This window comes from Ilumatobacter sp. (genome assembly GCF_965215205.1).
Taxonomy (GTDB): Bacteria; Actinomycetota; Acidimicrobiia; order Acidimicrobiales; family Ilumatobacteraceae; genus Ilumatobacter_A.
On record NZ_OZ244049.1, the window covers coordinates 1773054 to 1796937 of the forward strand.

Here is a 23884-nt window from a genome sequence, read left to right on the forward strand (position 1 = left end):
CGATGAGGTGGGTCGTCGTCGGCGCCGGCTCGGGCGGGTGCGTCGCGGCGCGCCGGCTCCACGACGCCGGTCACGACGTGGTCGTCGTCGACGCCGGGCCCGACCTGCCACCCGACGGCGTCCCGTCGTCGATCGCCGGCCCCGACGCGCTCGCGGCCCTCGCCGAGCCCGGTCGCAGCGAGGAGGGTCTGGTCGCTCGCCGGGTCCGGGGCGGGGCGCTGCGCCCCTACGCACGAGGTCGCGGGGTCGGCGGGTCGAGCGCGGTGAACGCGATGGTCGCCCTGCGCGGCGATGCCGAGCTGTACCGCTCGTGGGGCTGGGACGACAGCGACGCGGCGTTCGCGCGCGTCGAGGTCCCCGCACGGCGCCCGGAGGTCGAGGAGCTCGGGCGCGTCGACCGCCTCCTGCTCGCGGCCGATCCGCGAGCCGAGGTGCTCGAGCTCACCCGCTGGGGCGGTCGACGGGTCACCGCTGCCGAGGCGTACCTCTGGCCGATCCTCTCCTCGCAGCGCTGCGCGGTGGTGGCCGACACGTCCGTGGCGGCGGTCGAGCTCGACGGGTCGCGCCGGGCGGTCGGGGTGCGCCTGGTCGACGGAGCGGTCGTCGCCGCCGACGCGGTGGTGCTCGCGGCCGGGGCGATCCACTCGCCGGCGATCATGCTCCGCTCGGGGATCGATGCTCCGGGGATCGGCGACGGGCTGTCCGACCACCCGTCCGCCGCGCTGCTGCTCGAGCTCGACGAGGACGTGCTCGCCGACGACGCGCCGACCGTCGCGGGCGACAGCGCTCCCGTCGGCCTCGGTCTGGCCACGGCGACCGCGGTGCGCTCCGGCGACGTCCAGGTGCTCGCCCTGAACCACCTCGGGCCCACGGCCCCGCCGGGGGTGGCGATGGTGCTGGTGGCGCTGATGCGGCCCGTCGGCGCCGGTGGGACGGTGCGCGTCGTCGACGACGACCCCCACGCCGCCCCGCTCGTCGAGTTCGACCTGCTGAGCGCTCGCTCGGATCTCACCCGGTTGCGCGACGGGGTGCGCGAGGTGCTCGCGATGCTGGCGCGGCCCCCGTTCTCGAGGGCCGTCCGTGCGGTGCGCATCGACGACGTCGGGACCTCGGCGGACGCCCTCGTCGACGACGACGCCGTCGAGCGCTGGTTGCTCGCCCACGGGGCCGACTACGTCCACGCCGCGTCGTCGTGCGCCGGCGCGCTGGTGGGGACCCACGGACGGGTCGCCGAGCACGAGAACCTGTTCGTCTGCGACGCGTCGGCGTTCCCGTCGATCCCCGACGCCAACACCCACCTCCCGACGATGATGCTGGCCGAGCGGTTCACGACGGGATGGCCGCGATGACCGATCCGCTCGGCGACGGGCGCCCCAGCGGGGACGAGGCGGGCACCGCCGGCGACGTCGTGCCCGCCGCCGAGGTCGTGATCGTCGGCGACGGGGTCGCCGGTGCCGCGCTCGGGCGTGCGCTGCACGTGCGGGGTGTGGACGTCGTGGTGGTCGGCCCGGATCGTCCCTGGGAGGCGACCTACGCCGGGTGGATCGACGACGTGCGCGGCGAGGAGGTGCCCGTCGAGGTCCCCTGGCTGTCGCGGACCGGGTCGATCGCCGTCGACGCCGACGGTCGTCGGGCGATCCCGCGTCCGTACGGTGTGCTGGACGGCGATCGCCTGCGGCGACGCCTGCGCGACGGCGTGGCCCATCGCGACGTGGTCGTCGAGCGGGCGGACGACCTCGACGCCCGCCTCGTCGTCGACGCGACCGGTTGGCCCTCCGGGCTCGACCGAGTCGCGGACCGCCCCGCCGACGTCGCATGGCAGACCGCGTTCGGCGTGGTGCTCGCCGCGCCGCCCGCCGGGCCGCTGGGGGCGCCGACGGTGATGGACTGGTCCGACCCCGGCGTGGCGCCGAGCGCGGACGACCGCGCGGTGCCCTCCTTCGCCTACGCCCTCGAGGTCGCCGACGGGTGGCTCGTCGAGGAGACCGTGCTCGCCGCCCGACCCGCCGTCGAACCCGAGCTGCTCGCCCGGCGCCTCGCGCGCCGGCTCGGTCGAGACCTGGACGACCTGCTCGCCGACGCGGTGCGCGTCGAGCGGGTGCGCATCCCGATGGGCGCGCCGCCGCGGACGGCGGGATCCGGTCGCGACGGCGCGGACGTGGTGCGCTTCGGAGCGTCGGCGGGGATGATCCACCCGGCGACGGGCTACTCCGTCGCGTCGTCGATCGGCACGGCGGGCCGCGTCGCCGATGCCGTCGTCGAGGCGCTCGACGGATCCGACGCCCAGCTGGTCGCCGCCGCCCGCGCCGCGGTGTGGCCGCGAGGGGAGCTGCGGGCACGTGCTCTGCACGACTACGGGCTCTCGGCGCTGCTGGGCGCCGATGCGGCGACCACGCGATCGTTCTTCGCCGCGTTCTTCTCGCTCGAACCCGAGCGCTGGGCGCCCTACCTGCGTCGCGACGCGTCGGGGCTCGAGGTGGCGGCGGTGATGGCGGCGATGTTCCGGCGTGCGGACTGGCGGCTGCGGGCGCGGCTGGTCAGTCGCGATCCGCGGCCGTTCCTGCGCCTGGTGCGACCCTGATCGGATCCGCCGCCCCGTCGGCGGGCGCCCGGTCGGGGTCGCGACGCCCCCGGTCGCGACGGGCGTCGCCGTGCGATGCACGCCCGGCGTCGTCCGGGTGCGCCGGGGTGCGTCGCTGCGCGAGCGACCTGCGCACGGCGAGGACCCAGCCCACGGCGACGGCGACGGCGAACGTGAACCACTGGAGGGCGTAGCCGAGGTGGGGGCCCTCGCCGAGGTCGGGAGGGGTGACGGGATCGGGGTCGCCGGGGCCGACCGGGGGGCTGGACGCGATGAGCTGCACGTACACCGGGGCGACCTCGCCGGGGAACCGCCGTGCGAGCAGGTCGAGGTCGATGCGTCGGACCTCGGTGATCGTCGAGCCGTCGTCGGCGTCGGTCAGCGACCCGCGGTCGCGCTCCTCGGAGGGCCGGATCCACCCGAGCACCTCGACCGACCCCGACGGCGCGGCCGGCAGGTCGAACCCGAGCGGGACGAAGCCGCGGTTGACCACGACGGTCGGGCCGTCGGTGACGAGCGCGCTGAGCACGTCGTCGCCCGCCCGTCCCCCCTGGGAGTTGTTGAACTCGATCACCTGGTCGGCGGAGTACGTGCCCGTCACGGTCACCGGGATCCACTCGGCCGACTCGGGGTCGAGCTCACCGTCGGCCAGCCGGTCGAGCACCTCGCCGACCGGCACCGGGTCGCGCTCGGAGCGGGCGGCGACGACCGCGTTGAACTCGCGCCGCTCGTCGAGCCGGTCGAGCTGCCAGAACCCGAGGTTCGCCATCACCACGATCGCCGCGAGCACGAGGGCGTGGAACCCCAGCCACCGCGGACGGAGCAGGAAGCGAGCCATGGCACCTCGACGGTACCGGGGCCTCGACTACGGTCCGACTCCGATGGAGCTGCCCGACTTCCACATCCCCCACGCCGAGAAGATCGAGTGGATGATCGAGACCAACGGGTGGGCCCTCGAGCCGGTCGAGGCCCGCGCCGACCTCGACCCGCCGGTGCCGGCGTACGCGTACTCGATCGGCCTTCCCGACGCCGTCGGCTTCCCCGACGTGGCCGTGTTCGGCCTCACCCCGATCGCCTCGAACGGGTTGGTGACGTTGATCGCCGACGCGTGCCGGGGCGGCACCGAGATCCCGATCGGCGTGGAGGTCGTCGGGCTGCTGGACAACGAGCTGCGCGCGGTGTTCGCCCCCATCGACCTGGAGCGGTGGGGCGCGCTCTTCGAGACCGCGATCGCGTGGTCGAAGGGTCAGCCGGGCGACTACGTGCAGCTGATGTACCCGGACCGGTCGGGCTTCCTCCCGTACGAGGCGGGGTTCGACCGCCGGCTCCGTCTCGCCCAACCGGTCGTCGGCGAGCTCGGAGGATGAGGGTGCGCCGCTCGCCGACGCGCCCCGTGGCGATGCGCCCGGTACCGGCGCACCCCGCCGTGCCGAGCGCTCGGGGGGCGCGGGACGCGGGCGATCGGCGCGCGGCGCGCTGGTAGCGTCGACGTCGGTCATCGCACCGTGCCGACGGCGCCCGGCGGGGCCGCCGCCCGGTCGACGTGACCCCGACGACCGCCGACCCAGATGAGCAGCGATCCACTCCCCGTGACCGGCGCCTGGCGACCGGGAGACGCACCCGGCGGTCGACGCTTCTTCACGTTCGCGACGGATCGCCGCTTCGCCCTCGATTCCGGAGCGACCCTGCGCGACGTCGTCGTCGCGTACGAGACCTGGGGGTCGCTCGACGCCGACGCCGGCAACGCCGTGCTCCTGTGCCACGCGTGGACGGGCGACAGCCACGCCTCGGGACCCGCCGGTCGAGGCCACGCCGAGCCCGGGTGGTGGTCGTCGATGGTGGGGCCCGGCCTCCCGATCGACACGGACCGCTACCACGTCGTGTGCGCGAACGTGCTGGGCGGCTGCCAGGGATCGACGGGCCCCGCCTCCCCCCACCCCGACGACGGCAGGCCCTACGGGTCGCGGTTCCCGGTCGTCACGATCCGCGACATGGTGCGAGCCCAGTCGCGCCTCGCCGACCACCTCGGCATCGCCGGGTGGATGTCGGTGATCGGGGGATCGATGGGCGGGATGCAGGCCCTCGAGTGGGCGGTGATGCACCCGCGCCGGGTCCGGTCGCTGGTCGCGATCGCCACCTGCATGCAGGCCACGGCGCAGCAGATCGCCTGGGGCGGGATCGGTCGCCAGGCCGTCCGGCTCGACCCGAAGTGGGACGGCGGCGACTACTACGACCGCGCGCCCGGCGACGGGCCCGCCGAGGGCCTCGCGATCGCCCGCCAGATCGCGCAGGTGACCTTCCGCAGCGACAACGTGTTCACCGACCGCTTCGGGCGCGACTTCTCCGGTCGAGCCGAGGCGGGCGACATCCTCGGGATGTGGCAGCAGTACGAGGTCGAGCGCTACCTGCGCCACCACGGCGACAAGATCGTCCGCCGGTTCGACGCGAACAGCTACCTCGCGATCGGCAAGGCGATGGACCTCCACGACGTCGCTCGCGGTCGGGGGTCGCTCGAGCGCGCGATGGCGCGGATCCAGGTGCCGACGATGGCGGTCGGGATCTGGAGCGACATGCTGTACCCCGCCTACCAGCAGCGCGCGATCGCCGACGAGGTCGGCCGCAACGGCGTCGCGAGCGAGTACCACGAGATCGACTCCCCCCATGGCCACGACGCGTTCCTCATCGACGGCGACCAGATCGCCGATCGCCTCGACGGCTTCCTCGCCGAGGCGTCGAAGCTGCGCTGAGAGCCGCCCGCAGGTGCCCGAGGGCCTCGAAGCCGAGATCTGGGCACGAGCGGCTGGCGCGCTCGTCGGCCGGGTGATCGAGGCGGTCGACGTCGACGAGCGGGTCGCTGCGCCCGACCTGGCCGCCGCCCTGACGGGACGGACCGTGACCGGCGCCGGGCGCCGCGGCAAGGTGGTCGTGGTCGAGACCGACGGGCCGTCGCTCGGCCTCCACCTCGGGATGACCGGGCGGGTCGTCGTCGACGGCCACGCCGCCATCGAGAGGCTCGCGTACGCCTCGGGGGCGGATCGGCCGGAGTGGGACCGGCTGCGGGTGCGCACCACCGAACGCGACGCGATCGCGCTGCGGATGAACGACCCGCGCCGGCTCGGCAGGCTCTCGCTCGATCCGGACCTCGACCACCTCGGTCCCGACGCGCTGACCCTGAGCGCCGACGAGCTCGCACCCGCCCTCGGGGGCAGGACCGCGGCGGTGAAGGCGGTCCTGCTCGACCAGCGCGCGGTGGCCGGGCTCGGCAACCTGTGCGCGGACGAGGTGCTGTTCTGGGCGGGGATCGCGCCGGGACGCCCGGCCGGGTCGTTGACGACCGGCGAGATCGACGCGCTGGCCGCCGCGTGCCGGGAGCGGCTCCCGGTGATGCTCGCCGACGGCGGTTCGACGCAGGGCACCCTCGATCCGCAGGCGCGCGCCGCGCTGGGCGCGTGCGCCCTCGACGGCGAGGGGTTGCGGCGCGCTCGGTTCGGCGGGCGGACCGCCGTCTGGTGTCCCCTCCACCAGCGCTGAGCGGCACGTGGGCCACGAGGTGGCAGACTCGCCGACTGGTGACCCGAGTCGCGCACCCCTCCTCCACGGCCTCGATCGCCGCGGCCGCGGCCGACGTCGTGGGCGACCCCGAGGCCACGCGCACGGTCTACGTGTCGATCGCCGCCCTGGTGGCGCTCGGCGTCGCCCTCGTCGCCGTCGCGGTCTGGCTGCTGCGCGCGACCCGTCCCGAACCGCGGGTCCTCGCGCCGCTCGAGGAGATGGCGACGCGCCGGTGGCGCACCCAGGACCCCGCGACGCGCCGACGGATGCTCGACGACGTCCGGCCCGAGGGCGCGCGACCGCTGCGCCGGGAGATGCGCCCGCCCACGGTCGACGCCGCGTTCGCGTCCGTCCCACCGGTCGCGGGGTTCGACGACCTCGCCCCGGACCGGATCGAAGCCCACGACGCGGCCCGGGTCCCCCCAGCGGGCGCGTCCGCGACGGCGGCCGACGACGATCCGGCCCTGGCCCCGGCCCCGGCCCCGGCCCCGGCCCCGGCCCGCGACGACGACCCGGTGCGCGGCGCGGCGACGACGACCGAACCGGTGGCGGATGCGGAGGCGGTCGAGCGCGACGCCGACCAGGTCGCACTCGAGACCGACGCGCCCTCGTCCGCCGTCGTGGCCGAGCCGGGGGCCCTTGGCGAGTCGCGGGGCTGAGTGGCTACGCTGCGGGTCGTGGCCGAACTCGACGTCGATGCGATGATCCAACGCTTCCGGGAGCGGGCGACGGCGGTCAAGAAGCGGCCCCTCCCACCCGTCGAGGGCGAGGGGCGCAAGGCGTTCATGGAGCAGTCGCAGAAGGACTTCCAGGACTTCGCGATGCTGGGCGACGCGGAGGGCGAGATCGTCGACGGGGTGCTCACCCTGCGCGTCGACCTGCGCCCCGCCGAGCAGCGCTGAGCGACCGGCACCACGTCGGGGCCGCCGGGTTGCGTGACGGGTCGGACGCGCTACAGTTCTGCTCCTCGCGGATGTGGCTCAGTTGGTAGAGCGTCACCTTGCCAAGGTGAAGGTCGCCGGTTCGATCCCGGTCATCCGCTCCGAGACGGCGGGAGCCCCGTGGCACCACGGAGCTCCCGCCGTTCGCCGTCTCGGGCCGTGCTGCACCGCCCGACCGCCACCCGATCCCGGCCCACCGCGTTCGCCCCGATCGGGGGAGGCGCCGCCGTGTCGCGATGTCTTGTCGTAGGCTGGGACGCCTGCGACGCATCGGCGCACCGCTCGCCGTGAAAGGACTCCCATGGCCGCCAACTCGGTTCTGACACATCGAAACGTGGGCGTGCTCGACGTGTCGTGCGTCGAAGCCCCCGAGGTCGTCACCTCGGCGTGGATCGACGACCAGCTCGCGGAGACCTACGCACGCACCGGGCTCAAGCCGGGGATCCTCACCGACCTGGCCGGCATCGAGGCACGTCGCTGGTGGCCCGAGGGGGTCGGTTTCGAGCAGGCGGCCGCGATGGCGGGCCGCAAGGCGCTCGACGAGTCGGGGATCGACCCGTCGCGGGTGGGGATGCTGATCTCGACCTCGGTGTGCAAGCACCACCTCGAGCCCTCCGTGGCGTGCGCGGTCCACCACCAGCTCGACCTGCCGACGAGCTGCCTCAACTTCGACGTCGGGAACGCGTGCCTGGGCTTCGTCAACGGGATGCAGATCGCGGCGGCCGCGATCGACGCCGGCTCGATCGACTACGCCCTGATCGTCGACGGGGAGGGCAGCCGCTACACCCAGGAGACGACGATCGCCCGCCTCCAGCAGCCCGATGCGACCGCGGCGGACGTGTTCGCCGAGTTCGCGTCGCTGACGCTCGGCTCCGGAGCCGCCGCCGCCGTGCTGTGCCGCTTCGATCAGCACCCCGAGTCGCACCGGCTGGTCGGGGGGATCGCACGTAGCGGGACCCAGCACCACGAGCTGTGCATCGGGGACCTCGACCGCATGCAGACCGACTCCCACGGCCTGATGATCGCCGGGCTCGACCTGGCCGAAGCCGCCTGGAAGCACTCCGGTGAGGACTTCGACTGGGAGGTGGGGATGGATCACTACATCGTCCACCAGGTGAGCCAGCGTCACACCGAGCTGCTGTGCGAGCGGCTGGGGATCGATCCCGATCGCTGCCCGCGCACGTTCCCCGACTACGGCAACTGCGGTCCGGCGGCGATCCCGATCACCCTCGCCCTGTTCCAGGATCGCATCGCCGCCGGAGAGCGGGTGCTGTGCATGGGGATCGGGTCCGGGCTGAACACGAGCTTCGCCGAAATCGTCTGGTGACCGCGCCGTCTCCGCTCCCGACGGCGGCGACGTGGAGGCGGTGGGGGATCGATCCGTCGTGGTCGCGCACCCTCGAGGTCGCCGGGTCCGACGGGGTCGGGCGCAGCTGGCACCTGCTCGACACCGGGCCGCCCGCCGTCCCCGACGATCGCGGCGCGACGGTCGTGTGCGTCCACGGCAACCCGACGTGGTCCGTCGCCTGGGCGCCGCTGCTGCGCCGGTTGTCCGACCGCCACCGCGTGGTCGCCGTGGACCAGCTGTCGATGGGGTTCAGCGAGCGGGTCGCGCCCCGCCGGTACGTGGAGCGCGTCCGCGACCTCGGCGATCTCCTCGACACCGTCGACCTCGACCCGTCGTCGCCGCTGGTGATCGCCGCGCACGACTGGGGCGGGGCGATCGCGATGGGGTGGGCGGTCGACCATCCCCGGGCGCTCGCCGGGCTCCTGCTGTGCAACACGGGGATCGCCGTCCCGGAGCGGCGGGACGCGCCGCTGCTGATCAGGCTGGCGGCCTCCGCCCCGCTGCGCGACCTCGCCTGCCGACGCACCCGGGTGTTCGTCGACGGCACGGCGCTGCTGTCGGGGTCGCGCATCTCCTCGGTCGAGCGCGAGGCGCTGCGCGCACCCTACGACGCCCCGGCCCGACGCGGCGCGATCGCGGACTTCGTCGGCGACGTCCCGCTCCGTGAGGGTCATCCGAGCGACCGGGACCTGGAACGGGTCGCCGACCTCCTGGGCGGCGTCGAGGCGCCGGTGCTGCTCGCGTGGGGCGCGCACGACCCCGTGTTCGACGACGACTTCGCCGCCGACCTCGCGCTGCGGTTCCGCGACGTGGGCGTCCACCGGTTCGCCGACGCCGGTCACCTGGTGATGATGGAGGCCGACGTCGCGGGCGTGGCGGAGACGTGGCTCGGCGACCTCGTCCCCGACGCCGCCGCACGACCTCTCGACCCGCCCGACGCACCCGCCGGCGTGGCGGGGACCTCGGGCGGCGTGCCCGACGGTCCGACGGGCGCCGGGGGATCGCTGTTCGCGGCGATGGAGCGTCGACGCGGCGATCACGACCTCGCCGTGGTCGACCTGGCGGCCGGCGGCGGGGCGCGGGGTTCGATCGACTTCGCCGACTTCGCCCGGCGGGTCGACGTCGCGGCCGGGAGGCTGCGGCGCCGGGGGGTTCGCCCGGGGGACCGCGTGGCCGTCCTCATCCCACCGGGCATCGAGCTGCTCGTCGCGGTCTACGCGCTCTGGCGTGCGGGCGCGGTCACCGTCGTCGCCGATCGGGGGCTCGGCCTGCGCGGTCTCGGCGCAGCGGTGTCGTCGACGCGCCCCCGCTGGACGATCGGCCCCCGCCGGGCGCGGCTCGCCGCGTGGATCGGGAGGTGGGCGCCGCGCTCGACCCACCTCGACGTGGGCGACCTCGTCGCCGACGTCGGGCCCGACGACCCTCCGACCGTCCCGGTCGAGCGGCCCGTTCCCGAGCAGGAGGCCGCGATCCTGTTCACCTCCGGCGCGACCGGGCCGGCCAAGGGCGTGTCGTACCTCCACGGCCAGCTCGTCGCGCAGCGCGACGCGCTGGCGGCGACGTACTCGATCGGTCCCGACGACCGCCTGGTCGCCGCGTTCGCCCCGTTCGCGCTCTACGGCCCGGCGCTCGGCGTCCCGACCGCCCTCGCCGACTGCGACGTGACCACCCCCGGGGAGCTGACGGCGCGGGCCCTGGCCGACGCGTGCGAGCGGATCGACGCGACGATCGTGTTCGCGTCGCCGGCCGCGCTCGCGAACGTCGTCGCGACCGCCGAGCGCGATCGTGTTGCGCCCCGCAGCGGTCTGCGACTGGTGCTCAGCGCCGGCGCCCCCGTCCCCTCCGAGCTGCTCCGCGCGATGTCGGCCTGGGTCCCGGGTGCGTCGCTGCGCACCCCCTACGGCATGACCGAGGCGCTCCCCGTGGCCGACATCGACCTCGCCGGGATCGCCGCGGCCGAGGCCGTCGCCGGCGACTCCGCGGGGGGCGGATCCGTCGGCGGCGGACCGGGACCGATCGCGGAGCGCGGCGGGGTGTGCGTCGGGCAGCCCGTCGACGGCGCCGAGGTGCGCATCGCGCCGCTGGGCTTCGACGCGACCGCGGGCGTCCCCGAGGCGGTGGCGGACGGCCTCCTCGGGGAGGTGCTGGTGCGTGCGCCGTGGGTCTCGCGGGGCTACGTCGGGCGCTGGGGCGTCGAACGCCTCGCCCGACCCGGCGCCGGCTGGCACCGCACGGGCGACGTCGGGCACCTCGACGGCGACGAGCGCCTGTGGATCGAGGGCCGGGCGGTCCACGTGATCGACTCCGTCGACGGCCCGGTAACCCCCGTGCCGATCGAGAGGGCCGTCGAGGCGGCTCTCGCCCCGAGCGGGGCCGTCACGTCCGGTCGCGTCGCGGCGGTCGGTGTCGGCCCGGCGGGAGGTGAGCGGACGGTGATCGTCATCGAGCGGCGGTCCGCGACGCCGGGGCTCGCGGACGTCGACACCGTCGCGGCCGTGCGTTCCGCGCTCGACGTCGCGGTGGCGGCGGTGCTGGTGACGGACCGCGTCCCCGTCGACGTCCGCCACGACGCCAAGATCGACCGCGCCGAGCTCGCCGGGTGGGCGACCCGGGTCCTCGCCGGCGCGAGCCCGGGTGGCCGGCGGGCGTCCCTGCGCCGTGGGATCGGTCGGGTGGTGCGGCGTGTCGGATCGCGCTGAGCGCCCGAGGGCCCGCGTCGTGCGGGCGCACCGCGTTCGGGCGCACCACGTGAGGGTGCTCGCGTGAGGGTGCTCGCGTGAGGGTGCTCGTGACCGGCGGGTCGAGCGCGATCGGGGGGGCCGTCGCCCGCCATCTCGCGGGTCGCGGCGATCGGGTGCGCGTGTTCCAGCGGCGGTGGAGCGAGGTCGTCGGAGCCGATGTCGAGCAGGTGCTCGGTGACGTGACCGACCCCGACGCCGTCCGCCACGCCGCGCGCGACCAGGACGCCGTGATCCACCTCGCCGCCCGGGTGGGTGTGGCCGGGGACCGCGCCGACTACCACGCGGTCAACGTCGACGGCACCCGGCACGTGATCGCCGCCGCGCGCGCTCACGGGGTGCGGCGGTTCGTGCACGTGTCGTCGCCGTCGGTCGCGCACCGCGGCGAGCCGATCCTCGGGGCGGGAGCCGACCCGGCGGTCACCGACCACCTCGGTGCCCACTACCCCGAGACCAAGGCGGTGGCCGAGCTCCTCGCGCTCGCCGCGGACTCCGACGAGCTCGCCGTCGTCGTCGTGCGTCCCCACCTCGTGTGGGGCCCCGGTGACGAGCAGCTCGTGGGACGCATCGTCGAGCGGGCGCGCGCCGGGCGCCTCGCGATCGTCGGCGGGGGCCGAGCGCTCGTCGACAGCACCTACCTCGACGACGCGGCGGGCGCTCTCGTCGCCGCGCTCGACGCGGTGGCACCGGGGGCGCGCTGCGCGGGACGGGCGTACGTGGTGTCCAACGGCGAGCCCCGACCGATCCGCGACCTCGTCGCCGGGATCTGCGCGGCCGCCGAGGTGCCCTTCGCCCCCCGTGACGTCCCGCTGGGCGTCGCCCGCCGGGTGGGCTCGGCGGTGGAGTGGTGGTGGCGGCGCAGCGCACGCACCGACGAGCCGCCGCTGACCCGGTTCCTCGCCGACCAGCTCGGCACCGCGCACTGGTTCGACCCCCGACCGGCGCGGCGCGATCTCGGGTGGAGCCCCTCGACGACCCTCGACGAGGGGTTCGCCGCCCTGCGGCGATGGTTCGCGACCGGGGAGGTCGCGCCGCCGGACCGCTAGCATCGGCCCCCACGGCGACGTGGCCGAGTGGTTCAGGCAACGGCCTGCAAAGCCGTCTACCCGGGTTCGATTCCCGGCGTCGCCTCCGACCCCCGAGCAGGGCGATCCCTGCTCGGGGGTCCGTCACCGCCGCGGCGTCGCGACGACCGATCCGCCCGGACGGGCGCGAACCCGACTCGCCCTGGACGAACCCCTCGCGCCGTCGTGCGGTCGCTGGCTACGCTGGGACATCACATGACCGCTGCCACCACGACGACCGTCGTCGTCCCCGGAACCCACCTGACGTCCGCCCTCCTCGGCCCGAGGGACCAGTTCCTCCGGCGGATCGAGCGGGAGTTCCCGCAGGTCTCGATCACCGTGCGCGGCAACGAGGTGCGCGTCGACGGCGACGACACCCCGAGCGTCGCCGCCGTGGCGCGGTTGTTCGAGGAGCTGGTCACCCTGCTCCAGACGGGCCAGACCCTCGACGACTCGACGTTGGAGCGGATCTTCACGATGGTCCGCGCCGACGAGCGCCCGAGCGAGATCCTCGGCCACCACATCCTGAAGGGGGCCAAGGGGCGCCAGATCAAGCCCAAGACCGCCGGTCAGAAGCGCTACGTCGACGCGATCGCCGACAACGTCATCACCTTCGGGATCGGACCGGCCGGGACCGGCAAGTCGTGGCTCGCGGTGGCGATGGCCGTCCGCGCGCTGCAGTCCAAGCAGGTGCAGCGGATCATCCTCACCCGCCCGGCGGTCGAGGCCGGCGAGCGGCTCGGCTTCCTGCCGGGCGACCTGATGGCCAAGATCGACCCCTACCTGCGGCCCCTCTACGACGCGCTCTACGACATGCTCGAGCTGGAGGCGGTGACCCGCCTGATCGAGAAGCAGATCGTCGAGATCGCGCCGCTCGCGTTCATGCGCGGCCGCACGCTCAACGGCAGCTTCATCATCCTCGACGAGGCGCAGAACACGACGCCCGAGCAGATGAAGATGTTCCTGACCCGGATCGGGTTCGGCTCGCGGGTCGTCGTCACCGGCGACGCGACCCAGGTCGACGTCCCCGACGGCAAGAGCGGGCTGTCGGGTCTGGAACGGACGCTCGACGGGATCGACGACCTCGCGTTCGTCCACCTGACCGGCTCCGACGTGGTGCGGCACAAGATCGTGGCCGACATCGTCCAGGCGTACGAGCGCTCCGCCACCACGCTGACGCGCTGATCGGCCGCCGCATGGGGAGCACGGTCGTCGCCGCCGATGCCCGCGCCGGCGACGAGGTCGACCGCCCGGTGGTCGACGTCGACCGCTGGGCCCGCCTGGCGCAGGACTGCCTCGAGAGCGAGCGCGCCGACGGCGAGCTGACCGTGACCTTCGTCGACCTCGACGAGATGAGCGAGCTGAACGCGATCCACATGGGATCGGACGGCCCCACCGACGTGCTGTCGTTCCCGATCGACGACGAGCCGACGCCGGGGGTCCCGCGCCTGCTCGGTGACGTCGTCGTGAGCCCGGCGGTCGCCGAGCGCCAGTTCGGCGACCACGCCGGCAGCCTGGTCGACGAGATCGCGCTCCTGGTCGTCCACGGCGTGCTGCACGTCCTCGGCCACGACCACGTCGACGAGTCGGACACCCGTCGGATGCGGGCCCGGGAGATCGCGCTGCTCAGCCTGCACCACTGGCGGGGGCCGCCGCCGCCCGGCTTCCGCCAGACCCACGCCTGACGGCTCGCGCCCTCGACGGGCGCCTCACGGATGACGAGCGGGACGGCGCGAGGCCGTACTGTCGCCCGCATGGAGATCTCACTCGACGGCAAGGTGGCGCTCGTGACGGGAGCCTCGCGCGGGATCGGACGTGCGATCGCAGCGTCCTACGCCGCGGCGGGCGCGAAGGTGATGATCAACAGCCGCAAGCAGGAGGGGCTCGAGGCGGCCGCCGCCGAGATGGACGGCGAGGTCGAGATCTTCGCCGCGAACTCGGGCGACGAGGGGGCCGGCGAGCGGGCGGTCCAGGCGACCCTCGAGCGCTTCGGGCGCCTCGACATCCTGGTCAACAACGCCGCCACGAACCCGTACTACGGACCGACCCTCGAGGTCGACAAGCCCCGCTACGACAAGACCATGCAGGTCAACCTCGAGGCGCCGGTGTTCTGGTGCGAGGCAGCGCACCGCCTCGCGTTCTCGCAGGAGCCCGGGGTCATCGTGAACGTGGCGTCGGTCGGTGGCATGCGCACCGACGGAGGCGGCCTGGGCGTGTACAACGTGACCAAGGCCGCCCTGATCCACCTCACCCGCCAGCTCGCCTCCGAGATCGGTCCGACCCGCGTGGTCGGCATCGCGCCCGGCCTGGTCGAGACCGACTTCGCGGCCTACCTCGTCGACAACTTCGGCGAGCAGCTCGCCGCCCGCCTCCCCACCCAGCGCCTCGGCGACCCGCAGGACATCGCCAACCTGGCCACCTTCCTGGCGAGCGACCTGGCGAGCTGGATCACCGGTGACACCTACGTGATCGACGGCGGCGCCGGGGTCACCCCTTCGCGCTGAGGGCTCCATCCGCCCGATCGCACGGCGGAGCACGCGACTCTCTCGACCGCTCGGACCGGGTCGCCGTCAGGCGCTGCGATCGTCGTCGTGTCGGCGCAGCTTGCCGAGCGCGGTGCGGGGCAGGGACCGTGCGATCACGAGTCGCCTGGGCGCGAGGTGCGCCGGGTGCGAGCGCTTGACGTGGGTGCGCAGCTCCACGAGCGTCGGCGCCCGACCGCGCGGCACGACGACCGCTTCGGCGACCTGGCCCCACTCGGGGTCGTCGACGCCACGGACCATCACGTCGTCGACGAGCGGATGGTCGCCCAACGCCGCCTCGACCGCCTCGGGCCACACGTTCTCACCGCCCGACACGATCAGGTCGCCACGTCGCCCGGTGACGTGGAGACGCCCGTCGGGGAGGAACCGGCCCAGGTCACCCGTGGGGAACCAGCCGTCCGGCGTGGTCGGGACGGTCCCGTCGCGGTAGCAGCGCAGCAGCATCGGGCCCCGCAGCCGGATCTCACCGTCGACGGCTCCGTCGGCGGGCTCGGTGATCTCCACCTCGACGCCGTCGAGGGGCACCCCGTCGTAGACCACGCCGCTGCCGGTCTCGGTCATCCCGTAGGTGGTCACCGCGTTCGGGGGCTGATCGGTCGGTGGGCGGCTGCCGCCGAGCACGATCACCCGGAACGAGGCGGGGTCGATCCGTCGCAGAGCCGTCGCGACGAGCGAGACGAGCGTCGCGCCGCTGCGCGTGGCGTCCTCGGGGTCGAAGCGCTCGAGCACGGTGAGGCGCGTCCCGGTGCGCAGGCTGCGGGTGACGACCGACAGCCCGCCGACGTGGGAGAGGGGGAGGCAGGCCAGCCAGTGGTCGTCGTCGCGCACCCCGAGCCGTGCGCTCGTCGCGTCGGCCGACGCCGCGACCGCCTCGTGGGTCAGCACGACGCCCCGGGGAGCTCCCGTCGATCCGCTCGTGGCCACGACGAGCGCATCGCCCTCGTCCACCTCGTCGCCGACGCGCATCGCGGCGACCACCGCGTCGCGAGCCGGGCGGGGGAGCCGCTGGTCGACCGGGAACGCGGCGTCCCCGGCGTCCCAGATCCGGCGCAGCTCCTCGACGAAGCCGGGCCCGGCGGGTCGGTCGATGGCGACCAGTCGGCTCACGGTCGCCGACCGAGTGGTTGGAGCCGGGGCCGCATCGGCCCATGATGGCCGACGCATGCGGCGTTGGATCATCGGAGCACGGCCGCGGACGCTCCCGGCGGCGGTCGTCCCGGTCGCGCTCGGCGCCGGGTGCGCGCTCGGCGTGGTCCGCGGTGGCGGGTGGTTCCCCGGCGTGGCGAGCGCCGATGTCGCGGCGGGGCCGATCTGGTGGCGTGCCGCCCTCGCGCTCGTCGTCAGCCTGGCGCTCCAGGTCGGGGTGAACTACGCGAACGACCACAGCGACGGGGTGCGTGGGACCGACGACGTGCGCGTCGGACCGGCCCGGCTCGTCGCGGGCGGCCTGGCCACGGCGTCGGAGGTGAAGCGGGCGGCCTTCGTCGCGTTCGCCGTGGCAGCGGTCGCCGGGCTCGCCCTGGCGCTCGCGACCACCCTCTGGCTGCTCGCCATCGGGGTGGCGGCGATCGCGGCCGGGTGGTTCTACACCGGCGGTCCTCGGCCGTACGGCTACCTCGGGCTCGGCGAGGTGTTCGTCTTCGTGTTCTTCGGCCTCGTGGCGACCGTCGGCACGACCTGGGTGTCGGTCGAGGCGGCGACGGCGCTGTCGCTCGTGGTCGGCGCGGCGGCGGGGTCGATCGCGTGCGCTCTGCTGGTGGTGAACAACCTGCGCGACATCCCGACCGACCGCGAGGTCGGCAAGCGCACCCTGGCGGTGCGACTCGGTGACGGCCGCACCCGGTGGCTCTACGTCGGCCTCGTCGTCGCGACGTTCGCGCTCGTGATCGTCGCCGCTGCGATCCGACCGTGGGCGATCACCGGGGTGGTGGCGGCCCCGCTCGCCGTCGGACCGTCGCGCCGGGTGCTGGCGGGCGCGTCGGGAGCGGACCTCATCGGGGTGCTCGGCGACACCGGCCGGCTGCAGCTCGCCGTCGGAGCGGCCACCACGCTCGGGCTCGCGCTCGGCTCCTGATCCGGCCCCGGTCGGCCGAGGTGGCCGCTGACCCGCCGCTTGTCGACGAGTCGTCGCCGACTCGACCCGCGCCACGGTGCGCCCGGAGCGCCGCTCAGGAGAGGAAGTCGGCCAGCGCGTCCACGGTGGCCTGCGGCTGCTCGAGGTGGACGCTGTGGCCGCTGCCCTCGATCACCGCCATCCGGGCATCCGCGATCCCGGCCGCGAGGCGCTCGCCGAGGGCGCGGAACTTGTCGTCCCGCTCACCGGCGAGCACCAGGGTCGGGCAGCGGATCTCGCCGAGGCGGTCCCACAGCGGATCCTGGGTCCCCGTCCCGCACAGCCGCAGGCTCGAGGCCAGGCCGCGCGTCGTGTTCGTCAGGCGGTCGTCGCGCGACGCCGAGCCCTCGACGAGGCCGTCGAAGAGGGGGGACTCCAGCCACTCGTCGACGAAGGCCGCGATGCTGCTGCGCACGATGCGATCGGCGAGGTCCTGGTCCGCCCGTCGCCGGGCGTCACGCTCGTCGGGGTCCTCGATCCCGGCCGTCGCGCCGATGAGCACCAGCCGCTCGACGGCATCGGGGTGGGCGAGGGCGGCGTGGAGGGCGACGCGTCCGCCCATCGAGTAGCCGACGTAGGCGGCGCGATCACCGCGGGCGACGAGCAGGTCGGCCGCGCCGCGCAGGTCGCAGCGCACGTCGGCCGACGAGCCGTGCCCGGGGAGGTCGGGCGCGGCGATCGTCACGCCGTCGAGGCGCGCCCGGAGCGCGTCGGCGACGGCCGCCCAGCTCCGGGCGGTCTGGGTGAACCCGTGCGCGAGGACGACCCTCCCGACCGTCATCGGGGTGGCGCGGCGGTGTCCGTCGTGGCCTCGAGCGCCCGACCCGCCATCTTGCGCAGGACCCGGGCGAAGGTGTCGGGCTCCTGCGCACCGGGGACCGCCCACCTCCCGTCGAACACGTAGGTCGGCACCGCGGTGATCCCGTGCTCGCGGGCCTCGTCGAGCCCGGCGACCACCTCGTCGACGCCCTCGGCGGACTCGAGGAACGCGACGACCTCGTCGCGGTCGGCGCCGATGTCGGCGGCGGCGTCGGCGAGGACCGCGACGTCTCCGATGTGCGCCCCGTCCATGAAGTACGCGCGCAGCAGCCGCTCCTTCATCGCGTCCTGGGTGACGGGGGAGTCGTCGCGGTCGGCCCACCAGATCAGGCGATGGGCGAGGAGGGTGTTCGCGCGCTGGGCGCGGTCCATGCGGAACTCGAGACCGTCGCCGGCAGCCGTGTCGGTCACGTGCCCGATGATCCGCTCCGCCTGCTCCGGACCCCCGAACTTGCGCGCGTAGGCCTCGATCACCGGTCCCGAGACCCCCGGCTCCGCGGTGGGGTCGAGCTGGTACGGCTTGAAGGTCACGTCGAAGTCCACCCCGAGGTCGCCGTCGGAGGCCGCCTCGGCCATCCCGGCCTCGAAGCGGCGCTTGCCGATGTAGCACCAGGGGCACACCACGTCGGAGAACACGTCGATCGACACGACGGGCCGTGAGCCGTCCGGTGCTCGGTCCGGTGACGGCCGCTCGCCGGGTGTCGCGGGGGTGCCGTCGGAGGAGGTCGTCGCGTCGTCCACGTTCCCCACCGTAGGGCCGTATCGTCGGGCTCCGATGGTCGACGAGCACGCGATCGCCCCGGCCGACGTCCAGGCGACGTTCTGCGCGACCCTCGTCGACGAGTGGATCCGGCTCGGCGTCGTCCACGCGGTCATCTCGCCGGGGTCGCGGTCCACCCCCCTCGCCCTCGCGCTCGCCGCCCGTGGCGAGATCCGGATCCACGTCGTCCACGACGAGCGCAGCGCCGGCTTCGTCGCCCTGGGGCTCGGCCTGCCGCCGGGGGAGGGGGTCGCCCCGACGCCCGCGCTGCTGGTGTGCACCAGCGGGACCGCGGCCGCCAACCACCTCCCGGCGGTGGTCGAGGCCGGCCTGTCGGAGGTCCCGATGATCGTGCTGACCGCCGATCGGCCCCCCGAGCTGCGCGGTGTCGGCGCCCCGCAGACGATCGACCAGGTCGGCCTGCACGGCTCGCACGTCCGCTGGTCCGTCGATGCCGGGGTGCCCCGCCTCGACGGCGCCGGTCGGTGGCGGAGCCTCGCCGCCCGGGCCCGCTCCGAAGCGGAGGGCGGGCCGGTCCACCTGAACCTCGCCTTCCGCGAGCCGCTGATCGGCGTGCCCCTCGACCTCCCTCGACCCGACCGCGGTCACCGAGCTCGGAGGGCCACCGCGTCGAGCGATCCGGTGCCGGAGGGCATCGCCGTCGAGCGCGGTCTGATCCTCGTCGGCGGGGGGCACGCCGTGCGCGCCGCCGACGTCGTCGCCCTCGCCGAGGCGACCGGGTGGCCGATCGCCGCCGATCCGCTCTCGGGCGTGCGCGGCATCGCCGACGTCGTCACGCTCGATGCCCTCGTGCGCGTCGAGGCGTTCGCATCCGCGCACCGCCCGGAGGTGGTGGTCCGGATCGGCCGGCCGTCGTCGTCGAAGGTCGTCGCCGCGCTGACCGCGGCAGACGACCTCACTCTGATCCAGGTGTCGGGACCCGGGCGGATCGATCCGGCTCGCAACGTCGCCGCCGTGTGCTCGCTCGACGACCTGCTGTCGGCGACGCTGGGCGGAGCGGCGGGGGAGACCTGGCGCACGCGGTGGCGTGACGCGGACGCCACGGCCCGAGCCGCGATCGACGAGGCGCTGGGATCGTTCCCGGGTCTCACCGAGCCGACGGTGGCACGCGTCGTCGCCGACCACGTCGGACCCGAGGCGCTGGTGACCGTGTCGTCGTCGATGCCGGTGCGCGACCTGGAGTGGTTCGGCGGTCCCCGGGCGCGCGCCCACGCGAACCGCGGGGCGAATGGGATCGACGGGGTCGTGTCGACCGCGCTCGGTCGCACGCTGCTCGACACCCACGGCTCCTCGACGGGCGTGGTGCTGATCGGCGACCTCGCCTTCGTCCACGACTCGAACGCGCTGGTCGCCCTCGCCGCTCGAGGGGTCGATCTGCGGATCGTCGTCGTGGACAACGACGGCGGTGGCATCTTCTCGTTCCTCCCCCAGGCGACCGAGCTCGAGCCGTCGCGCTTCGAGCGCCTCTTCGGGACCCCCCTCGGGTGCGACGTCGTCGGGCTCGCCCGGGCGCACCGCATCGAGACCGACGAGGTGGCGACCGTGGACGCGCTCGTGGCGCGGCTCGCGCTCCCCGGGCCGTGGGTGTGCCGGGTCGCGACCGACCGGGCGCGCAACGTCGAGCACCACGACGCCATCCACCGCGCCGTGGAGCGAGCCCTCGCGCCGGGCTGAACGGGACGGGGCCCCGACGGCGCGGACCCGGGGACGGGGCGATCAGGCGCGGATGACGGCCGACAGCATCGCCTGGAGCTTCGCCTGGGTCTCGGCGAGCTCGGCGAGGGGATCGCTGTCCGCGACGATCCCGCCGCCGGCGACCAGGCGCGCCGAACGACGGTCGTGGGCCATCTCGGCGCAGCGGATCGCGACCGCCCAGGTCCCGTCGCCGCGGGCGTCGACCCACCCGACGGCCCCGCCGTAGCGACCTCGCTCGAACCCCTCGACCCGCCCGATCAGCTCGAGCGCCTCGGTACGTGGGTGCCCTCCGAGGGCCGGGGTGGGAGACAGGGCGCGCACGAGCTCGACGACCGTCGGGCGGGGCGAGGAGAGCATGCCCTCGAGGCGGGTTCCGAGGTGCTGCACGTTCGCGACGGTCACCACCGACGGCTCGGGCTCCCAGTCGAGGTAGCTGACGAACGGCAGCAGCCGGTCGTGGACGTCGTCGATCACCACGCGGTGCTCGACCTGGTTCTTCTCGCTCGCCTGGAGCTCGGCGGCGAGGCGGGCGTCGAGCTCGACGTCACCGGTGCGGGTCGTGGTCCCCGCCAGGGGGTGGGACCGCACCGCACCCCCGTCGACCTCGATCAGCAGCTCCGGCGACGCCCCCACGAAGCCGTCGACCGAGAAGCGGTGGCTGGACGAGAAGGTGGCCTTCAGTCGCCGGAGCACCGCGTGGACGCTGATCGCCTCGTCGGCGGTCACCTGCACGGGGCGTGCGATGACGGCCTTCGTCAGCGATCCGGAGCGCACCGCGTCGCGCGCGGCGGCGACGGCCGCCAGGTAGTCCGGCGTCGCGACGAGCGGTCGAAGCGACCACGAGGGCGCGCTCGGCACCGGATCGGGGGGAGCGGCGAGGGCCGCGCCCACGTCGGCGCCGTCGATCGCGGTGACCCACGCCCGCCCGTCGCGCTTGACGACGATCACCGCGGGCACCACCACGGTCGCGGGCGACCCCGGGACGAAGGGGACGCACCCGATCGCCGTCGGCGCCGCGGCGTCCACGGTCGAGTCGTGGTCGATAGACCGCAGCAGCTCGACCGCGTCGTCGACGCCGACGCGCGACGCGGTCCCGCGACCGGCGAGCCCGGTCCCGCCGCGCACGAACAGCACCCCGTCGTCGCCCGCCACGTCGTTGAGGTCGGGGGCGACGTCGACGAAGTCCGACAGCGGCCGGCTGAGCGCCCTCACCGCTCCCGGGCTCCGCCACGGGGACCCCTCGTCACGACCGGGTGCCGACCATCAGCTGGGTCAGCCCGCCCGAGAGCTGGCGGTGCGTCGCGTCCGCGAACCCCGCGCCGCGCAGCATCTCGACGAGCCGCTCCGGGTCGGGGAGGTAGGCCACGCTCCTGGGCAGGTAGCGGTACGCCGGACCGTCCGACAGCAGGGCCCCGATGCGGGGCACGACGCGCCCGAAGTACACCGAGTTGCTGAACCGCAGGAAGCGGTTCGACGGGGTGCTCACGTCGAGCAGGGCGATGCGACCGCCCGGGCGGGTGACGCGTGCGATCTCGGAGAAGAACTCCGACAGGTCGACGAGGTTGCGCAGCGCGAACCCGCAGACGACCCCGTCGACCGCCGCCTCGGGGACCGGCAGGCGCAGGATGTCGGTCTGGGCGCGCGGGGCGCCGCTGCGATCGGCAGTCAGCATCCCGAGGCTCAGGTCCATCGAGATCGGAGCCATCCGGGCGTCGCGCAGGTCGATGCACAGGTCCCCGGTGCCGCTCGCGAGGTCGAGCACGGTGCTCCCCGGCGCGAGCGCCAGGTCGCGCACCGCACGATCGCGCCATCGACCGTCGAGGCGGAACGAGATGATCCGGTTCAACCGGTCGTAGCGCGGCGCGATCGCGTCGAACATCTCGCGCACCGCGGTGCGCTTCGCGTCACCCTCGGGGAGCGCCTCGACATCCCATCGCCGTGCCCCGGTCGTCGCGTCGTCCACCCGGCGAGGATACGGACCCGCCGTCGACGACCGGGCGGGCCGAGCGTCGGTCAGTCCGACGTCGCGATCGAGCGCGCCCAGCGGTAGTCGGCCTTGCCGCTCGGGGAGCGGACGATCTCGTCGACGCGCACGATGCGCTTGGGGATCTTGTACCGCGCGATGTGACGCCCCATGGTCTCGACGAGCTCGGCGTCGGTGGCCTCGTGGCCGTCGCGGATCCGGACCACGGCGACGACCTCGCTGCCCCACCGCTCGCTCGGTCGACCCGCCACCACGCAGTCGTGGACGGCGCTGTGGGCTTTCATCGCGGCCTCGACCTCCTCGGCGAAGATCTTCTCGCCCCCCGAGTTGATGGTGACCGAGTCTCGACCGTGGAGCTCCACGATCCCGAGGCCGGGTTCGCGGTCACCGTCGCCGTCGTCGTCGGGTTCGGCGAGCAGGCGGGCCCGGTCGCCGGGGATCGCGTAGCGCCGCCCGTCGACCGTCGGGTAGGTGCGCGCCGTCTTGTCGGGGTCGCCGAGGTAGCCGAGCGCGAGGCGGCCGGTCTTGGCGAGCCACCCGATCTCGGGGTCGCCGGGGCCCAGCACACGGTCGAGGTCCGCCGAGAGGACGGCGTTGCCCTCGGTCATCGCGAACGTCCCGGTGGAGGCGCCCGACCCGGTCGAGACGTGGGAGACCTGCCCGCCGGCCTCCGACGATCCGAGCCCGTCGACGACCATCAGCGTCGGGAGGTGCTCGAGGAACTCGGTCTTCGCCGGCGCGGACAACGCTGCGCCACCCGACAGCAGCACCCCGAGCGACGACAGGTCGTAGGTCCCCGCGTCGAGCTCGTCGAGCAGGGGACGGGCGAAGGCGTCGCCCACGATCAGCAGGAACTCGATCCGCTCGCGCTCGACGGTCGACCAGATGTCGACGGGATCGAGCCGCTCGGGGTGCGACTGGACGACGACCGTGCCCCCGCTCAGCCAGGTGCGGAAGCTCATCCAGTGGCCGGCGCCGTGCATGAACGGCGGTGCGAGCAGGGAGCGCAGCTCCTGGGAGGCGTCGGCGACGAAGCCCTCGACGTCGGTCGCGGTCGCCGACCCGCCGAAGCACTCCCGCATCGCGTCCCCGTTGCGCCACATCACGCCCTTGGGCATCCCGGTCGTGCCCCCGGTGTAGAGCAGGTACAGGTCGTCGGGCGACCAGTCCACGTCGGGGCGCCGGGGAGAGGCGGCGGCGAGCACGTCTTCGTACCACTCGGCGCCGTCGAGCAGACCGACGTCGGAGTCGTCGGCCACCTGCAGCACGACGCGCAGGTCGGGCAGCTCGGCACGGACCTCGTCGAGGACGGGGGCGAAGCACGAGTGCACCACGACGGCCGCGGCGCGCGAATCGGTGAGCAGGTAGCGCAGCTCGTCGGCGACGTAGCGGTAGTTGACGTTCAGCGACGCGACTCGGGCCTTGAGCGCCCCGAGCATCGACTCGAGGTACTCGTTGCCGTTGTGCAGGTAGATGGCGAGGTGGTCCTGCCCCGACTCGTGGTCCGCCAGATCGGAGCGCTCGGTGCGGCACCCCAGACCCCGGTCACCGAGAGCGTTCGCCAGCCGTCGCGTGCGATCCTCCACCTCGGCCCAGGTGAAGCGACGGTCGCGGAACACGAGGCACTCCGCATCCGGTCGGGCGCGCCCGATCGCCTCGTGCACCTCGGCGAGCGAGGGTCCGTCGTCGACGGGGGCGCCGGCCGCGGGCCGGGGGGACTCCACG

General features: G+C 74.6%; 22 protein-coding genes and 2 tRNA genes. 17 read left to right on the plus strand and 7 right to left on the minus strand.

The annotated features are described in order from the left end of the window. Positions 1-2: 2 nt before the first annotated feature. Together ACOOHC_RS08285 and ACOOHC_RS08290 are read left to right on the plus strand one after the other, a co-directional pair. Positions 3-1349: a GMC oxidoreductase gene (locus ACOOHC_RS08285; protein ID WP_420453517.1), complete on the plus strand. Its 1347-nt coding sequence runs from the start codon at positions 3-5 to the stop codon at positions 1347-1349. Next, a complete protein-coding gene (locus tag ACOOHC_RS08290; RefSeq protein ID WP_420453518.1) occupies positions 1346-2581 on the plus strand; it encodes a lycopene cyclase family protein in 1236 nt (411 codons plus the stop codon). Before ACOOHC_RS08285 ends, ACOOHC_RS08290 begins: the two co-directional genes overlap by 4 nt. Here the strand turns inward: ACOOHC_RS08290 and ACOOHC_RS08295 are convergent. Beyond that, positions 2538-3419: an SURF1 family protein gene (locus tag ACOOHC_RS08295; protein WP_420453519.1), complete on the minus strand. Its 882-nt coding sequence runs from the start codon at positions 3417-3419 to the stop codon at positions 2538-2540. The genes ACOOHC_RS08290 and ACOOHC_RS08295 overlap by 44 nt on opposite strands. A 43-nt stretch (positions 3420-3462) precedes the next feature. Between ACOOHC_RS08295 and ACOOHC_RS08300 the strand changes: the two genes are divergently transcribed. The 13 genes from ACOOHC_RS08300 to ACOOHC_RS08360 all read left to right on the plus strand — a co-directional run bounded on the left by ACOOHC_RS08300 (position 3463) and on the right by ACOOHC_RS08360 (position 14728). After that, positions 3463-3948 carry a DUF4262 domain-containing protein gene (locus ACOOHC_RS08300; RefSeq protein WP_420453520.1) on the plus strand — a complete coding sequence of 162 codons (486 nt, stop codon included), beginning with the start codon at positions 3463-3465 and terminating at the stop codon, positions 3946-3948. A 201-nt stretch (positions 3949-4149) separates the two neighbouring features. Then, on the plus strand, positions 4150-5328 hold the full coding sequence (metX, locus tag ACOOHC_RS08305; RefSeq protein ID WP_420453521.1) for a homoserine O-acetyltransferase MetX: 1179 nt from the start codon (positions 4150-4152) through the stop codon (positions 5326-5328). A gap of 13 nt (positions 5329-5341) precedes the next feature. Continuing rightward, the gene (locus ACOOHC_RS08310) at positions 5342-6112 is read left to right on the plus strand and encodes a DNA-formamidopyrimidine glycosylase family protein (protein ID WP_420453522.1); all 771 of its coding nucleotides are present in this window, start codon (positions 5342-5344) and stop codon (positions 6110-6112) included. Between the two features lie 38 nt (positions 6113-6150). Then, entirely contained in the window at positions 6151-6792 is a 642-nt protein-coding gene (locus ACOOHC_RS08315) for a hypothetical protein (RefSeq protein WP_420453523.1), read from the plus strand. Between the two features lie 18 nt (positions 6793-6810). Continuing rightward, positions 6811-7035, plus strand: coding sequence for a hypothetical protein (locus ACOOHC_RS08320; RefSeq protein WP_420453524.1), 225 nt, complete (start codon positions 6811-6813; stop codon positions 7033-7035). A 67-nt stretch (positions 7036-7102) separates the two neighbouring features. Further along, positions 7103-7175, plus strand: a tRNA-Gly gene (locus tag ACOOHC_RS08325). Positions 7176-7375: 200 nt separating this feature from the next. Next, positions 7376-8401 carry a 3-oxoacyl-ACP synthase III gene (locus tag ACOOHC_RS08330; protein ID WP_420453525.1) on the plus strand — a complete coding sequence of 342 codons (1026 nt, stop codon included), beginning with the start codon at positions 7376-7378 and terminating at the stop codon, positions 8399-8401. After that, complete coding sequence (locus tag ACOOHC_RS08335) at positions 8398-11121, plus strand: alpha/beta fold hydrolase (protein WP_420453526.1); 2724 nt, start codon at positions 8398-8400, stop codon at positions 11119-11121. Before ACOOHC_RS08330 ends, ACOOHC_RS08335 begins: the two co-directional genes overlap by 4 nt. 77 nt (positions 11122-11198) lie before the next feature. Beyond that, the gene (locus ACOOHC_RS08340) at positions 11199-12206 is read left to right on the plus strand and encodes an NAD-dependent epimerase/dehydratase family protein (RefSeq protein ID WP_420453527.1); all 1008 of its coding nucleotides are present in this window, start codon (positions 11199-11201) and stop codon (positions 12204-12206) included. A 13-nt stretch (positions 12207-12219) separates the two neighbouring features. Then, positions 12220-12291: transfer RNA gene (locus ACOOHC_RS08345), tRNA-Cys, on the plus strand. A gap of 149 nt (positions 12292-12440) precedes the next feature. Then, positions 12441-13409 carry a PhoH family protein gene (locus ACOOHC_RS08350; RefSeq protein WP_420453528.1) on the plus strand — a complete coding sequence of 323 codons (969 nt, stop codon included), beginning with the start codon at positions 12441-12443 and terminating at the stop codon, positions 13407-13409. An 11-nt stretch (positions 13410-13420) separates the two neighbouring features. Further along, on the plus strand, positions 13421-13909 hold the full coding sequence (gene ybeY, locus ACOOHC_RS08355) for an rRNA maturation RNase YbeY (RefSeq protein ID WP_420453529.1): 489 nt from the start codon (positions 13421-13423) through the stop codon (positions 13907-13909). Between the two features lie 69 nt (positions 13910-13978). After that, entirely contained in the window at positions 13979-14728 is a 750-nt protein-coding gene (locus ACOOHC_RS08360) for an SDR family oxidoreductase (protein ID WP_420453530.1), read from the plus strand. Between the two features lie 66 nt (positions 14729-14794). Here ACOOHC_RS08360 and ACOOHC_RS08365 read toward each other — a convergent pair whose 3' ends face one another. Continuing rightward, on the minus strand, positions 14795-15874 hold the full coding sequence (locus ACOOHC_RS08365) for a class I adenylate-forming enzyme family protein (RefSeq protein WP_420453531.1): 1080 nt from the start codon (positions 15872-15874) through the stop codon (positions 14795-14797). A gap of 55 nt (positions 15875-15929) precedes the next feature. On the opposite strand from ACOOHC_RS08365, the gene ACOOHC_RS08370 reads away from it, so the two are divergent. Then, positions 15930-16841 (plus strand): 1,4-dihydroxy-2-naphthoate polyprenyltransferase, encoded by a 912-nt coding sequence (locus ACOOHC_RS08370; RefSeq protein WP_420453532.1) that lies wholly within the window; start codon positions 15930-15932, stop codon positions 16839-16841. Positions 16842-16935: 94 nt separating this feature from the next. On the opposite strand, the gene ACOOHC_RS08375 is transcribed toward ACOOHC_RS08370, so the two are convergent. Together ACOOHC_RS08375 and ACOOHC_RS08380 are read right to left on the minus strand one after the other, a co-directional pair. After that, a complete protein-coding gene (locus ACOOHC_RS08375; protein ID WP_420453533.1) occupies positions 16936-17661 on the minus strand; it encodes an alpha/beta fold hydrolase in 726 nt (241 codons plus the stop codon). Next, complete coding sequence (locus ACOOHC_RS08380; RefSeq protein WP_420453534.1) at positions 17658-18440, minus strand: DsbA family oxidoreductase; 783 nt, start codon at positions 18438-18440, stop codon at positions 17658-17660. Before ACOOHC_RS08380 ends, ACOOHC_RS08375 begins: the two co-directional genes overlap by 4 nt. A gap of 34 nt (positions 18441-18474) precedes the next feature. On the opposite strand from ACOOHC_RS08380, the gene menD reads away from it, so the two are divergent. After that, positions 18475-20154, plus strand: a complete 1680-nt coding sequence (menD, locus tag ACOOHC_RS08385) for a 2-succinyl-5-enolpyruvyl-6-hydroxy-3-cyclohexene-1-carboxylic-acid synthase (protein WP_420453535.1) — start codon at positions 18475-18477, stop codon at positions 20152-20154. A 42-nt stretch (positions 20155-20196) separates the two neighbouring features. Here menD and ACOOHC_RS08390 read toward each other — a convergent pair whose 3' ends face one another. From ACOOHC_RS08390 to ACOOHC_RS08400, 3 genes are read right to left on the minus strand one after another with little or no spacing between them, the layout of a single operon-like run. Then, on the minus strand, positions 20197-21387 hold the full coding sequence (locus ACOOHC_RS08390; RefSeq protein ID WP_420453536.1) for an isochorismate synthase: 1191 nt from the start codon (positions 21385-21387) through the stop codon (positions 20197-20199). A gap of 31 nt (positions 21388-21418) precedes the next feature. Beyond that, positions 21419-22138 (minus strand): ubiquinone/menaquinone biosynthesis methyltransferase, encoded by a 720-nt coding sequence (locus ACOOHC_RS08395; protein WP_420453537.1) that lies wholly within the window; start codon positions 22136-22138, stop codon positions 21419-21421. Between the two features lie 50 nt (positions 22139-22188). Beyond that, the gene (locus tag ACOOHC_RS08400; protein ID WP_420453538.1) at positions 22189-23883 is read right to left on the minus strand and encodes an acyl-CoA synthetase; all 1695 of its coding nucleotides are present in this window, start codon (positions 23881-23883) and stop codon (positions 22189-22191) included. Position 23884 lies beyond the last annotated feature (1 nt).

Bases quoted from the DNA above. Each gene is read 5' to 3' on its own strand.
- ACOOHC_RS08285 (WP_420453517.1), top strand. From the start codon at position 3: ATGAGGTGGGTCGTCGTCGGCGCCGGCTCGGGCGGGTGCGTCGCGGCG.
- ACOOHC_RS08290 (WP_420453518.1), top strand. From the start codon at position 1,346: ATGACCGATCCGCTCGGCGACGGGCGCCCCAGCGGGGACGAGGCGGGC.
- ACOOHC_RS08375 (WP_420453533.1), bottom strand. From the start codon at position 17,661: ATGACGGTCGGGAGGGTCGTCCTCGCGCACGGGTTCACCCAGACCGCC.
- ACOOHC_RS08300 (WP_420453520.1), top strand. From the start codon at position 3,463: ATGGAGCTGCCCGACTTCCACATCCCCCACGCCGAGAAGATCGAGTGG.
- ACOOHC_RS08350 (WP_420453528.1), top strand. From the start codon at position 12,441: ATGACCGCTGCCACCACGACGACCGTCGTCGTCCCCGGAACCCACCTG.
- ACOOHC_RS08295 (WP_420453519.1), bottom strand. From the start codon at position 3,419: ATGGCTCGCTTCCTGCTCCGTCCGCGGTGGCTGGGGTTCCACGCCCTC.
- ybeY (WP_420453529.1), top strand. From the start codon at position 13,421: ATGGGGAGCACGGTCGTCGCCGCCGATGCCCGCGCCGGCGACGAGGTC.
- ACOOHC_RS08330 (WP_420453525.1), top strand. From the start codon at position 7,376: ATGGCCGCCAACTCGGTTCTGACACATCGAAACGTGGGCGTGCTCGAC.
- ACOOHC_RS08370 (WP_420453532.1), top strand. From the start codon at position 15,930: ATGCGGCGTTGGATCATCGGAGCACGGCCGCGGACGCTCCCGGCGGCG.
- metX (WP_420453521.1), top strand. From the start codon at position 4,150: ATGAGCAGCGATCCACTCCCCGTGACCGGCGCCTGGCGACCGGGAGAC.
- menD (WP_420453535.1), top strand. From the start codon at position 18,475: ATGGTCGACGAGCACGCGATCGCCCCGGCCGACGTCCAGGCGACGTTC.
- ACOOHC_RS08360 (WP_420453530.1), top strand. From the start codon at position 13,979: ATGGAGATCTCACTCGACGGCAAGGTGGCGCTCGTGACGGGAGCCTCG.